Raw genomic sequence first — 12,928 nt, forward strand, 5'->3', positions numbered from 1 at the left:
ACCCCGTCCCGTCGCCCTGTTTCCAACTTCCTCCGTTTGAACGGGGGAGCGCGTACCGCCAAGAGAAGACCCGATGACCAGCCCCTCCGAATCCCGTGACATCGTCCTCGCCTTTTCCGGCGGGCTCGACACCAGTTTCTGCGTGCCCTACCTGAAGGAACGCGGCTGGAACGTGCACACCGTGTTCGCCGACACCGGCGGCGTCGACGACGAGGAGCGCGCCTTCATCGAACAGCGCGCCGCCGAACTCGGCGTGGCCAGCCATCGCACCATCGACGGCGGCGCGGCAATCTGGAACGGGTTCGTCAAGCCGTTCGTGTGGGCGGGCGAGGGTTACCAGGGCCAGTATCCGCTGCTGGTGTCCGACCGCTACCTGATCGTCGACGAGGCGCTGGCGCGCGCGGCCGAACTCGGTACCAACGCCATCGCCCACGGCTGCACCGGCATGGGCAACGACCAGGTGCGCTTCGACCTGGCGGTGAAGTCGCAGGGCGACTACCGCATCGTGGCGCCGATCCGCGAGATCCAGAAGCAGCACACCCAGACCCGCGCCTACGAGCAGGCGTACCTGGAGGAGCGCGGCTTCGGTGTGCGCGCCAAGCAGAAGGCCTACACCATCAACGAGAACCTGCTGGGCGTGACCATGTCCGGCGGCGAGATCGACCAGTGGCAGACGCCCGGCGACGGCGCGCGCGGCTGGTGCGCGCCGCGCAGTGCGTGGCCCACCGAAACCCTCACCGTGCACCTGAAGTTCGCTCAGGGCGAGGCGGTGGAACTGGACGGCAAGGCGCTCCCCGGCGAGCAGATCCTAGGCAAGCTCAACCGCCTGTTCGCGTCCTACGGCGTGGGCCGCGGGATGTATACGGGCGACACGGTGATCGGGCTCAAGGGCCGGATCGTGTACGAGGCGCCGGGGCTGGTGGCCCTGCTCACCGCGCATCGTGCGCTCGAGGAGGCGGTGCTGAGCAAGCAGCAGAACCGGTTCAAGCCCGACGTGGCGCGCAAATGGGTGGAGCTGGTGTACGAGGGCTTCTTCCACGATCCGCTGAAGGCGGACCTGGAGGCGTTTCTGGCGTCCTCGCAGCGCAAGGTCACCGGCGAGGTCGTGCTGGAGACCCGCGGCGGGCGGGTGGACGCGGTGGCGGTCGATTCGCCGCACCTGCTGCACTCCAGGGGCGCCACCTACGCGCAGTCCGCGGACTGGGGCGTGGAGGAGGCAGAAGGCTTCATCAAGCTGTTCGGAATGAGCAGCACGCTGTGGGCCGAGGTCAACCGCTGACGCACCGTCGGTCGGGGTCCCCGACCGATGCGGCGCCGCGCGACCCCTGACCGATCCTGGAACACGCATGCCCGATCTGCTGCCCAAGACTCTCGAACACCTCGACCGGCTGGTGTCGTTCGACACCCGCAATCCGCCGCGTGCGATCGGCACCGGCGGGATCTTCGACTACATCCGGGCGCAGCTGCCGGACTTCGGCGTCGAGGTGGTCGACCACGGCGCCGGGGCGGTGTCGCTGTTCGCGGTGCGGGGCGCGCCGGCGCGACTGTTCAACGTGCATCTGGACACGGTGCCCTCGTCGCCGCACTGGAGCGCCGACCCGCACGTGCTGCGCGTGGCCGACGGGCGCGCGACCGGGCTCGGCGCCTGCGACATCAAGGGCGCCGCCGCCGGCCTGCTGGCGGCCGCGCAGGCGGGGCAGGGCGATGCCGCGTTCCTGTTCACCAGCGACGAGGAGGCCAACGATGCGCGCTGCATCGCCGCCTTCCTGGCCCGCGACCACGGCTTCCGCGAGGTGGTGGTGGCCGAGCCGACGAACTGCGAGGCGGTGCTGGCCCACCGCGGCATCAGTGCGGTGCGCATGGCCTTCCGCGGGCAGGCCGGCCACGCGTCCGGCGCGTCCGCTCTGGAGGCCAGTGCGCTGCACCAGGCGGTGCGCTGGAGCGGCCGGGCGCTGGACCTGGTTGAACAGGAATCGCATCGCCGCTTCGGCGGATTGACCGGGCTGCGGTTCAACATCGGCCGGATCGAGGGCGGGATCAAGGCCAACGTGATCGCGCCGGCCGCCGAGCTGCGGTTCGGCTTCCGCCCGCTGCCCTCGCACGACATCGACCAGCTGCATGCGACCTTCCGCGGCTTCGCGGCGCAGGACGCGCTGGAAGCCTACGAAGAGACCTTCCGCGGCCCCTCGCTGCCTGCCGGCGACGTCGCCGCCGCAGAAGAGCGGCGCCTGGCCGCGCGCGACCTGGCCGAGGACCTCGGCCTGCCGGTCGGCAATGCGGTCGATTTCTGGACCGAGGCCTCGCTGTTCTCGGCCGCCGGCCTGACCGCGCTGGTGTGCGGCCCCGGCGACATCGCCCAGGCGCATACCGCCGACGAGTGGGTATCGATCGACCAACTGCAACGCTACGGCGGCCTGGTCGGCCGCATCCTCGGATCCGCATGAACATCGACGCCAACCGCCAGACCCGGCAGACCATCGTGCGCCTGCTCTCGAGCATGGCCAGCGCGAAGGAGATCAGCCAGTACCTCAAGCGCTTCTCCCAGGTCGACGCCAAGCGCTTCGCCGTGGTCAAGGTCGGCGGCGCGGTGCTGCGCGACGATCTCGAGGCGCTGACCTCCTCGTTGACCTTCCTGCAGGAGGTGGGGCTGACCCCGATCGTGCTGCATGGCGCCGGGCCCCAGCTCGATGCCGAACTCTCGGCGGCCGGCATCGCCAAGCAGACCGTCGACGGCCTGCGCGTGACCTCGCCCGAGGCGCTGGCGATCGTGCGGCGGGTGTTCCAGGCCTCCAACCTCGCGCTGGTCGAGGCGCTGCAGCAGGGCGGCGCGCGCGCCACCTCGATCACCGGCGGCGTGTTCGAGGCCGAGTACCTGGACCGCGACACCTACGGCCTGGTGGGCGAGGTGCGGGCGGTGAACCTGGCGCCGATCGAGGCCAGCCTGCAGGCAAGTTCGATCCCCGTCATCGCCAGCCTGGGCGAGACCCCCGGCGGCCAGATCCTCAACATCAACGCCGACTTCGCCGCCAACGAGCTGGTGCGCGTGCTGCAGCCGTACAAGATCATCTTCCTCACCGGCACCGGCGGGCTGCTGGATGAGGACGGGCAGGTGATCGATTCGATCAACCTGTCGAGCGAGTACGAGCACCTGATGCAGCAGCCGTGGATCAACGGCGGCATGCGGGTGAAGATCGAACAGATCAAGGACCTGCTCGACCACCTGCCGCTGGAATCCTCCGTGTCCATCACCCGTCCCGCGGACCTGGCCAAGGAACTGTTCACCCACAAGGGTTCGGGCACCCTGGTGCGGCGCGGCGAGAGGGTGCTGCGCGGCTCGGAGTGGAACGCATTCGACCTCGACCGCCTGCGCGACCTGATCGAGCGCAGCTTCGGCCGCCGCCTGGCCGCCGACTACTTCGAGCGCACGACGCTGCTGCGCGCCTACGTCAGCGAGAACTACCGCGCGGCGGTCCTGCTCACCGACGGCGACGGCATGGTGTACCTGGACAAGTTCGCGGTCCTCGACGACGCCCAGGGCGAAGGACTCGGCCGCGCGGTGTGGAACGTGATGCGAGACGAGACGCCGCAGCTGTTCTGGCGCTCGCGCCACAACAATCCGATCAACATCTTCTACTACGCCGAGTCCGACGGTTGCTACAAGCAGGAGAAGTGGAAGGTGTTCTGGTACGGCATCGACGCCTTCGCCGACATCGAACGCTGCGTGGCCCACTGCGCCACGCGTCCGCCGACGTTGCGGGAGGCGCTGCCATGAGCCGTCTCGAAACCCTGCCCGCGCCGTGGCGCAGCGTGCCGCGACTGGTCGGGCGCCACGCCGTGCTCGAACCGCTGCAGGCCGCGCACGCCGATGGCCTGCGGGCCGTGGTCGAAGGCAGTGGACTGGAGGCGCTGTGGTACACGCACGTTCCCGCGCCCGGGGACATGGATACCTACGTCGCCGGCGTGCTCGACGCCCAGGCCCAAGGTCGCGTCCTGCCGTTCGCGGTGCGCGACCCGGGCGGCGCGCTCGTCGGCTGCACGCGCTTCTACGGCCTGGAGCCCGAGGTGCCCAAGCTGCTGATCGGCTACACCTGGTATGCACCGCACGTGCAGCGCACCGGCATCAACACCGAGTGCAAGCGCATGCTGCTCGAGCACGCCTTCGATACCCTGCGCTGCGTGAACGTGAGCTTCGAGACCAGCTGGTTCAACCACGCCTCGCGCGCGGCGATCGCACGCCTGGGCGCGAAGCAGGACGGGGTGCTGCGCAACGCCAAGCGCCATGAGGACGGCTCGCTGCGCGACACGGTGGTGTTCTCGATCCTCGATACCGAATGGCCGGCCGTGCGCCGGCACCTGCAGGCCCGGCTGGACGCGCACGCATGAACCAGACGTCCCTGTCCCTCGGCATCGTCGGCGCGCGCGGCCATACCGGCCGCGAACTGATCCGGCTGGTGGCCGCGCATCCGCGCTTCGAACTCGCCTTCGTCTCCTCGCGCGAACTCGACGGGCAGCCGGTCGCCGACCACAACGACGGCTACACCGGCGCGCTGCGGTTCCAGGCTCTGGATGCCGCCGCGGTGGCCGCCGCCGGCGCCGACGCCGTGGTGCTGGCCCTGCCCAACGGCAAGGCCGCTCCGTTCGTGGCGGCGCTGGATGCCGCGCGCCCGGAGACGGTGCTCGTCGACCTGTCGGCGGACTACCGCTTCGACGACGGCTGGTACTACGGGCTGCCCGAACTCACCCGCGAGCGCTACGCCGGCCAGCGCCGGATCAGCAATCCGGGCTGCTACGCGACCGCGATGCAGCTGGCGATCGCGCCGATGCGCGACCTGCTGGCCGGGCCGCCGCAGTGCTTCGGGGTGTCGGGCTACTCCGGCGCCGGCACCACGCCGTCGGACAAGAACGATGTCGACCTGCTGCGCGACAACCTGATGCCCTATGCCCTGGCCGACCACATGCACGAGCGCGAGGTGACGCGCCAGCTCGGCGTGCCGGTCGAGTTCATGCCGCACGTGGCGCCGCACTTCCGCGGCATCACCATGACCGTGAACCTGCACCTGCGCGTACCGGCGACCCTCGACGCGGTGCAGGCGCGCTATCGCGAGCGCTACGCCGGCGAGCCGCTGGTGTCGATCGTCGACCAGGCGCCCTGGGTCAGCCGGATCGCCGGCCGCCACGGGGTCGAGATCGGCGGCTTCACGCTGGCGCCGGACGGGCGCCGGCTGGTGGTGGTGGCCACGCTCGACAACCTGCTCAAGGGCGCCGCGACCCAGGCGATGCAGAACCTCAACCTCGCGTCCGGATTCAACGAACTGGCGTCGATCCCGGCCTGACGCATTGCCCGGCGCGGGCCCCGGTCCGCGTTCTGGTGCACTGGAACACACGCAATCGCGGGCCGCGGCCCGAGCACGGAGACCCCGATGTCCGACCTGTTGTGGCAGAAACCCGGTGTGACGGTGGACGCGCAGATCCAGCGTTTCCTCGCCGGCGACGACGTGGTGCTCGATCGCGAGTTCTTCCTGCACGACATCACCGCCAGCACCGCGCATGCGCAGGGCCTGCAGCGCGTGGGCATCCTGTCGGGCGACGAGCTGGTTGGGCTGGAGCGCGAGCTCGCTGCGCTTGCCGACGACTTCCGCGCCGGCGCGTTCGTGCTCGACGAACGCTTCGAGGACGGCCATTCCGCGATCGAGGCGCGCCTGACCGAGCGCCTGGGCGACGCCGGGCGCAAGATCCACACCGGCCGCAGCCGCAACGACCAGGTGCTGGTCGCCACCCGGCTGTGGCTGAAGGAGAAGCTGGCGCGCGTGGCTGCGCTCTCGCGCGACACGGCGAAGGTGGCGCTCGATCGCGCCGCCGCCGAACGCGGGCTGCCGATCCCGGGCTACACCCACGTGCAGCGCGCGGTGGTCTCGTCGGCGGGCATGTGGTGGGCCGGCTGGGCCGAGGCGTTCATCGACGATGCCGTGCGTGCGAACGACACCCTGGCGCTGGTGGACTGCAATCCGCTGGGCACCGCCGCCGGCTACGGCGTGAATCTCGCGCTCGATCGCGACCACACCACCGCCGCGCTCGGCTTCGCGCGGATGCAGGTCTCGCCGGTCTACGCGCAGCTTTCGCGCGGGAAGTTCGAACTGGCCGCGCTCGAGGCGTTGGGCAGCGCGACGCTCGACCTGCGCCGCATCGCCTGGGACCTGTCGCTGTTCACCAGCGCCGAGTTCGGCTTCGTCGCGCTGCCGCCCCAGTACACCACCGGCAGCTCGATCATGCCCAACAAGCGCAACCCGGACGTGATCGAGCTGATGCGGGCCACCCACGCCAGCGTCGCCGCGGCGCGGACCGAGATCGAGCAGCTGCTGTCGCTGCCCTCGGGTTACCACCGCGACCTGCAGGCGTCCAAGGGCGCGATCTTCCACGGCTTCGGCCGCGGACTGGCGGCGCTGGAGCTGCTGCCCGCGCTGCTGGCCAACCTGGAGTGGCGCGAGGACCGCCTGCGCGCGGCGATCGACGCCGGCATGTACGCCACCGACGTGGCGGTGGAAGCCGCCATCGCCGGCGTGCCGTTCCGTGAGGCCTATCGCGCGGCCGCGGCCGCCTCGGACACGGCGGCGCAGGGACGTACGCCGGAGGCGAGCCTGGCCGCGCGCACCTCGCCCGGCGCCGCGGCGGATCTGCGTCTGGACGCGCTGCAGGCGCGTTGGGAGGCGCTGTGAACACGCCCGTTGCGCGTTACCTGGTGGTGCTGATGCGCCGGCCCGGGTTCGACGAGGCGCTGGTGGCGCCGCATCTCGCGTTCCTCGACGAACTGCGCGCGCAAGGGTTGGTGGAACTGAGCGGCGGTTTCGACGACCGCACGGGCGGCGCTTACCTGCTCCGCGGCGTCGACAGCCTGGAACAGGCCCACGCGATTGTCGCGCGCGACCCGCTGGTAACGCAGGGCGCGTCGGACCTGATTCTCCACGCCTGGCACGCACGCTGAGCATGGACGCCCACGCGTTCTCGGTACAGCTGCTGCCGCCCTGGCGGCGCGCCGTGCTCAAGGTCGGCAGCAGCCTGCTGGCCGCGAACGGCGGCGGGCTGTCGACCGAGTACGCGCAGGCGATCGCCGGCTTCGTGGTCGCCGCGCATCGCGCCGGGCGCGAGGTGGTGGTGGTGTCCTCCGGCGCGGTCGCGGCCGGACGCGCGATCCTGCGCGAACAGCCGCGCGATGGCGCCGAGATGGCCGAGCGCCAGGCGCTCGCCGCCGTCGGCCAGGCGCGCCTGATCGGCTTCTGGCAGGGCCTGCTCGACCGCCAGGTGGCGCAGGTACTGCTGACCCACGACGACCTGCGCAACCGCCGCCGCTACCTCAACGCGCGCGCCACGCTGTCGGCGCTGCTGCGCCATCGCGCGGTGCCGGTGGTGAACGAGAACGACACGGTTTCGGTGGACGAGCTCAAGCTCGGCGACAACGACAACCTGGCCGCGATCGTGGCCGCGCTGGTGGACGCGGACGTGCTGTTCATCGCCACCGACATCGATGGCCTGTACGACGCCGACCCGCGCCGGAATCCGGATGCGCGCCCGGTCGAAGTGGTGCCCCAGCTCACCCCCGCACTGCTGGCCGCGGCGGGCGGGTCGGGCAGTCAGGTGGGCACCGGCGGCATGCGCACCAAGCTCGAGGCCGCGCAGCGCGCCTCGGCGGCAGGCGTGGCGACGGTGCTGTTCAACGGCACCCGCGCCGACGTACTGGAAGGCCTGGCCGCCGATCGCCTGCGCGGCACCCGCATCCACGCGCTGCGCAGCCGGGTGGCCGTGCGCAAGCACTGGCTGCAGAACGCGCCGGCCGAGGCCGGCGGCATCTTCGTCGACGCCGGCGCGGCCAACGCGCTGGTGGAGAAGGGCGCCTCGCTGCTGCCCGGCGGCGTGGTCGCGGCCGAAGGCGATTTCCGCCGCGGCGACATGGTCGAGGTCTGGCTGCGCGACGAGCGCGGCAGCCGGCGCGTGGCACGCGGCGTGAGCCAGTATTCGGCCGCCGACATCCGCCGCGTGGCGAGGCGCCACTCGCGCGAGATCGAGGATGTGCTCGGCTACAGCTACGGCGGCACGATCATCCATCGCGACGACCTGATGCTGGTGTAGGGCGAACGGACGCGGCCGACCGGCACGCGCCAGTGGCCGGCGTCGGCGCCGGTTTGGAGGGGACGGACATGACGGGACGGGACGGGTAACGGATGAGCGAGATCAGAGAACTGGCCCTGCGCTGCCGCGACGCCTCCCGCGCCGTCGCCGCGCTGCGTACGGAAGATCGCGACGCCATGCTGCGGGCCATGGCGGACGCGCTGCTGGCCGATGCCCCCGCGATCCTCGCGGCCAACGCGCAGGACCTGGACGCGGCCCGCGACAAGGGCGTCGCTGCGGCCATGCTCGACCGCCTGCGGCTGGACGATGCGCGCCTGGCGGGCGTGGCCGACGCCCTGCGCGAGGTGGCCGCGTTGCCCGATCCGGTGGGCCAGGTGACCCGGCGCGAGACGCGCCCCAACGGCATCGTGGTGGAGCGCGTGCGCACCCCGCTCGGGGTGGTGGCGATGATCTACGAGGCGCGCCCGAACGTGACCGCGGACGCCGCGGCGCTGTGCCTGAAGGCCGGCAATGGAGTGATCCTGCGTGGCGGCAGCGAGGCGATCCGCTCCAACCAGGCCATCGCCACTGCGCTGCACCGCGCACTCGAAGCGGCCGGCGTGCCCGCTGCCGCGCTCACGATCGTCGAGGATCTGCGCCGCGAGACCATGGTCGAGCTGCTGCAGCTCACCGACATCGTCGACCTCGCCATCCCGCGCGGCGGCGAGGGGCTGATCCGGTTCGTCGCCGAGCACGCGCGGGTGCCGGTGATCAAGCACTACAAGGGCGTGTGCCACCTGTACGTGCACGCCGATGCCGACCAGGACCTGGCGTTGCGCCTGCTGGTGGACGGCAAGGTGTCGCGCCCCAGCGCCTGCAACGCGCTGGAGACGCTGCTGGTGCATGCCGACGTCGCGGGCGTATTCCTGCCGCGGGCGGCGCAGGCGCTGCGTGCGCACGGCGTCGAGTTGCGCGGGGATGCCGCGGCGCGCGCGCTCGTGCCCGGCATGGGCGAGGCGACGGTGGAGGACTACGATGCCGAGTATCTCGATCTCGTGATCGCCGTGCGCGTGGTGGACTCGCTGGAGGCCGCGCTCGACCACATCCGCCGCCACGGCTCCGATCACACCGAAGTCATCGCCACCCGCGATTCCGCCGTCGCCGAAGCGTTCGTGCAGGCGCTGCGCTCGGCGGTGGTGATGGTCAACGCGTCCTCGCGCTTCAGCGATGGCGGCGAACTCGGCCTGGGCGCCGAGATCGGCATCTCGACCACCCGCCTGCACGCCTACGGACCGATGGGCCTGGAAGCGCTGACGGTGGAGCGCTTCGTGGTGCGCGGCGAGGGGCAGACCCGGAACATCCACGGCTGAGGCCGGATGACCGGCAGCGGGCAGGCCAGGTCTCCGACCGGGAACGACCGGCACATCGGGCAAAAAAAGACCGGCGCGGGACCGGTCAGGGGATGAAGCGATGGGCGCGGCCGTGGAGAGGTCGGCCGCGCGAATCCCGAGTGGGGCCGGGTCAGGCGTATTCCGCCACCGTTTCCAGTTCGCCATCGTCGTTCTGGGCCTGCACCGTGGTGACCCGGCCATGGTTGAGGCTGCGGGCGTCGGCCATCAGCTGCGCGATCTCCAGCCCCTTGCCACGCTCGGGGAACCAGAACAGGGGGTGGTCGTCGTCGAGCAGCTGCCAGCCGCCGCCGCTTCGCACCAGCCTGAGGATGGATCCGGGCATCGAAGGCTCCGTGGAGGGAAAAAGTGCCCCGGCCCAGCGATCGACTTGCTCAAGGTCGCGGCTCTGGTTCCGTTGCTGAGCGGCATCCGTTGCCAGTTGCAGTGGCCGGGCTGCCGGGGCGATGCCAGTGTCCTCCCGGGGGCAGGCCGGCGCAGTCGGTGCAGTCCGCGTCGCGCCGTAGGATTTTTCCTACTCCTTGGCTCTCCCTGGCTGGAGTATGCTCGGCGGCAGTTGTCCGGCCGACCCAGGGAGGACCCGATGGCCAAGGTGCTGTGTATCGATGCCGGGACGCTGCGCGTCGCCATGGCCGCGCTGGCCGCCCTGGTGCTGGCCGGATGTCTGTCGGATCCTGGCCCGCATATCGGCGGCAGCGGGCAATGCCGCGACGAAGCGCTGGGCTGGGCCATCGGCCAGGTCGCGGACGAGGCCACCATGCGGCGGCTGCTGCGCGAGAGCGGGGCCGGGTTGATCGATCCGCTCGGACCCGACAGCAAGGTGCTCGCCGACCATCGCGGCGACCGCCTGCGCGTGCGCATCGACGCCGACAACCGCATCCAGTCGGCCCGCTGCGAGTAGGCCCGTCGCGGCACCGCCGCGCGGACGCGAAAAAGCCGGCGCGAGGCCGGCTTGTCCGTGTCGCATGCCGCGATTGGTCGGGGAGACAGGATTTGAACCTGCGACTTCTACGTCCCGAACGTAGCGCTCTACCAGGCTGAGCTACACCCCGACTTGGGCAAGCCGCGTATTTTAGTGACCCGATGCACCGCGAGGCAAGGGGGCGGACGACGGAAACCGGATTCAGCGCAGCGCCGAGGCCAGTTCGCGCAGCGCGGCCGGGTCCAGGACCTCGACGTGGTGCGGATCGGGCAGGGCGATCACGCCCTGCTCGCGCAGCCGGGTGAAGCTGCGGCTCACGGTTTCCACGGTGAGGCCGAGGTGGTCGGCGATGTCGCCGCGCCCCATCGGCAGCGCCATGCGCGGATCGTCGGCGCCGATGCCCATCTGACCCCGCAGACGCACCAGGAAACTGGCCAGCCGCTCCACCGGCGCCAGCCGGGCGAGCATGAGCATGACGTCCTGGGCATCGTCCAGGTCGCGGCAGGCGCGGTCGAGCAGGGTGTGCTCGAACGCGGGGTAGCGCCCGCGCAAATCGCGGATGCCGTCGATCTCGAACGCGCAGACCCGGCTCGGCACCACCGCCTCGATGTTGTGGCGATGGGTGGGATGCCCGGACAGGCCGACGAAATGCCCGGGCAGCACGAACCCCACCACCTGCCGGCGCGCGTCGGCAAGCGTTCGCACCAGCCGCAGCATTCCGCTGGTGACGCTGTAGGCGTGGCGGCGGGGCTGGCCGGCGCGGGCCAGTTCGGCGTTGGCCTGCAGATCGTGCGAGGAGACCTGGCGTTCCAGCGCATCGGCCTCCGGTGGCGGCAGCGCCGAACACACCGCCAGGTCGCGCACCGCACAGCGTGCGCAGTCCAGCGGCACGACGACGCGGGAGTGCTGGCGACAGCGGGCGAGGGGCTGGCGGGTCATGGGAGATTTCTCGATGCCGATCATGACGCCCGTACCTCCAGCAGCGCTGGACGGATTGTCCAGGCGCGGTGGACGGGGTGTCGCGCATGGCGGCCCCGGGCCGCGGCGCGGACCGGTCGGCAGGTAGAATGGACGACTTTCCCGCCGAATGCGCCCGTGCCAGGCATGATCAAGCCCAGAACCCCGACCGGCGTCATGGAACTGCTGCCGCGCGACCAGATCGCGTTCCAGCGCATGCTCGACACCATCCGCCGCATCTTCGAGGGCTTCGGGTTTCTGCCGATCGAAACCCCGGTGTTCGAACTCTCCGAAGTGCTGCTGACCAAGTCGGGCGGCGAAACGGAGCGCCAAGTCTATTTCGCCCAGTCCACCGGCACCCTGGAGAAGGCGGAGGAAGGCCTGCCCGAGCTGGCGCTGCGCTTCGACCTGACCGTGCCGCTGGCGCGCTACGTCGCCGAGCACGAGCACGCGCTGGCGTTTCCGTTCCGGCGCTACCAGATGCAGCGCGTGTACCGCGGCGAACGCGCGCAGCGCGGGCGCTTCCGCGAGTTCTACCAGTGCGACATCGACGTGATCGGCAAGGACGCGCTGTCGCCGCGCCACGATGCCGAGATTCCCGCGGTGATCCACGCCGTGTTCGATGCGCTCGACATCGGCGATTTCACCATCCAGTTCAACCACCGCAAGCTGCTGCGCGGCTGGTTCGAAGGCCAGGGCATCGCCGGCGACGCGCAGCTGGCGGTGCTGCGCGAGATCGACAAGCTCGGCAAGCGCGGCGAGGACGCGGTCCGCGCCACGCTGGCGGGCGAGGGCTTCGGGCTGTCGTCCGGGGTGATCGACCACCTGCTCGCGTTCTCGCGCGTGCGCTCGCGTGGGCACGACGATGCGCTTGCGCAGCTCGACGCGCTGGGGGCAGGCACGCCGCTGTTCGAGGAAGGCCGCGACGAACTGCGCGAGGTGCTGCACCGGCTCAAGGCGCTTGGCGTGCCGGAATCGCGCTACGCGATCAACCTGTCGATCGCGCGGGGACTCGACTACTACACCGGTATCGTCTACGAGACCACGCTCGATGCGCACCCGGGCATCGGCTCGATCTGTTCGGGCGGCCGCTACGACAACCTCGCCAGCCACTACACCCGTTCGAAGCTGCCGGGCGTCGGCATCTCGATCGGCCTGACGCGCCTGTTCTGGCAGCTGCGCGAGGCGGGCCTGGTGGCCACGGCCGACAGTTCGGTCGACGTGCTGGTGACGCTGTTCGACGACGCAGGCCTCGACCACGCGCTGGGCCTGTCGCAACAGCTGCGCGCGGCCGGCCTGAACGTGGAGACCCAACTCGAGCCGCGCAAGCTCGGCAAGCAGATGCAATATGCCGATCGCGCTGGCATCCGCTTCGTCGTGATCCGCGGCGACGACGAGGCCGCGCGCGACGTGGTCGCGGTCAAGGACCTGCGCCGCGGCGAGCAGTTCGAGGTCGCCGACGCGGACCTGGCGCGCACCCTGCTGGTCGAACGCGAGCAATGGCGCGCGCTCGGGCAGGGCGCGGGCTGACCACTGCGGA

13 protein-coding genes and 1 tRNA gene are annotated in these 12,928 nt (G+C 71.0%); 11 read left to right on the forward strand and 3 right to left on the reverse strand.

The genetic code is table 11. From position 1 onward, the window contains the following. Nucleotides 1-73: 73 nt before the first annotated feature. From QFW81_RS09530 to QFW81_RS09570, 9 genes are all read left to right on the forward strand, one after another. Nucleotides 74-1,279 (forward strand): argininosuccinate synthase, encoded by a 1,206-nt coding sequence (locus QFW81_RS09530; protein ID WP_280578517.1) that lies wholly within the window; start codon nucleotides 74-76, stop codon nucleotides 1,277-1,279. A 67-nt stretch (nucleotides 1,280-1,346) separates the two neighbouring features. Continuing rightward, nucleotides 1,347-2,444, forward strand: coding sequence for an acetylornithine deacetylase (locus QFW81_RS09535; protein WP_280578518.1), 1,098 nt, complete (start codon nucleotides 1,347-1,349; stop codon nucleotides 2,442-2,444). Beyond that, nucleotides 2,441-3,772 (forward strand): acetylglutamate kinase, encoded by a 1,332-nt coding sequence (locus QFW81_RS09540; RefSeq protein WP_280578519.1) that lies wholly within the window; start codon nucleotides 2,441-2,443, stop codon nucleotides 3,770-3,772. The genes QFW81_RS09535 and QFW81_RS09540 overlap by 4 nt, the downstream gene beginning before the upstream one ends. Next, a complete protein-coding gene (locus tag QFW81_RS09545) occupies nucleotides 3,769-4,383 on the forward strand; it encodes a GNAT family N-acetyltransferase (protein WP_280578520.1) in 615 nt (204 codons plus the stop codon). Before QFW81_RS09540 ends, QFW81_RS09545 begins: the two co-directional genes overlap by 4 nt. Beyond that, a complete protein-coding gene (argC, locus tag QFW81_RS09550) occupies nucleotides 4,380-5,333 on the forward strand; it encodes an N-acetyl-gamma-glutamyl-phosphate reductase (RefSeq protein WP_280578521.1) in 954 nt (317 codons plus the stop codon). The genes QFW81_RS09545 and argC overlap by 4 nt, the downstream gene beginning before the upstream one ends. Before the next feature lie 87 nt (nucleotides 5,334-5,420). Continuing rightward, complete coding sequence (argH, locus tag QFW81_RS09555; RefSeq protein ID WP_280578522.1) at nucleotides 5,421-6,713, forward strand: argininosuccinate lyase; 1,293 nt, start codon at nucleotides 5,421-5,423, stop codon at nucleotides 6,711-6,713. Nucleotides 6,714-6,745: 32 nt separating this feature from the next. Then, nucleotides 6,746-6,979 (forward strand): YciI family protein, encoded by a 234-nt coding sequence (locus QFW81_RS09560; RefSeq protein WP_280578610.1) that lies wholly within the window; start codon nucleotides 6,746-6,748, stop codon nucleotides 6,977-6,979. Between the two features lie 2 nt (nucleotides 6,980-6,981). Then, nucleotides 6,982-8,121, forward strand: a complete 1,140-nt coding sequence (gene proB, locus QFW81_RS09565) for a glutamate 5-kinase (protein ID WP_280578523.1) — start codon at nucleotides 6,982-6,984, stop codon at nucleotides 8,119-8,121. A 92-nt stretch (nucleotides 8,122-8,213) separates the two neighbouring features. Further along, the gene (locus tag QFW81_RS09570; protein ID WP_280578524.1) at nucleotides 8,214-9,470 is read left to right on the forward strand and encodes a glutamate-5-semialdehyde dehydrogenase; all 1,257 of its coding nucleotides are present in this window, start codon (nucleotides 8,214-8,216) and stop codon (nucleotides 9,468-9,470) included. Nucleotides 9,471-9,621: 151 nt separating this feature from the next. Here the strand turns inward: QFW81_RS09570 and QFW81_RS09575 are convergent, their stop codons facing one another. Beyond that, nucleotides 9,622-9,834, reverse strand: a complete 213-nt coding sequence (locus QFW81_RS09575) for a hypothetical protein (RefSeq protein WP_280578525.1) — start codon at nucleotides 9,832-9,834, stop codon at nucleotides 9,622-9,624. A 258-nt stretch (nucleotides 9,835-10,092) separates the two neighbouring features. On the opposite strand from QFW81_RS09575, the gene QFW81_RS09580 reads away from it, so the two are divergent. Continuing rightward, the gene (locus tag QFW81_RS09580) at nucleotides 10,093-10,410 is read left to right on the forward strand and encodes a hypothetical protein (RefSeq protein WP_280578527.1); all 318 of its coding nucleotides are present in this window, start codon (nucleotides 10,093-10,095) and stop codon (nucleotides 10,408-10,410) included. Nucleotides 10,411-10,484: 74 nt separating this feature from the next. Here QFW81_RS09580 and QFW81_RS09585 read toward each other — a convergent pair. Beyond that, nucleotides 10,485-10,561, reverse strand: a tRNA-Pro gene (locus QFW81_RS09585). A 71-nt stretch (nucleotides 10,562-10,632) separates the two neighbouring features. Continuing rightward, entirely contained in the window at nucleotides 10,633-11,370 is a 738-nt protein-coding gene (locus QFW81_RS09590) for a Crp/Fnr family transcriptional regulator (protein WP_280578528.1), read from the reverse strand. Between the two features lie 165 nt (nucleotides 11,371-11,535). On the opposite strand from QFW81_RS09590, the gene hisS reads away from it, so the two are divergent. Next, entirely contained in the window at nucleotides 11,536-12,918 is a 1,383-nt protein-coding gene (gene hisS / locus QFW81_RS09595; RefSeq protein WP_280578529.1) for a histidine--tRNA ligase, read from the forward strand. Nucleotides 12,919-12,928: the final 10 nt, after the last annotated feature.

Source organism: Luteimonas kalidii, assembly GCF_029887935.1.
Lineage (GTDB): Bacteria > Pseudomonadota > Gammaproteobacteria > Xanthomonadales > Xanthomonadaceae > Luteimonas > Luteimonas kalidii.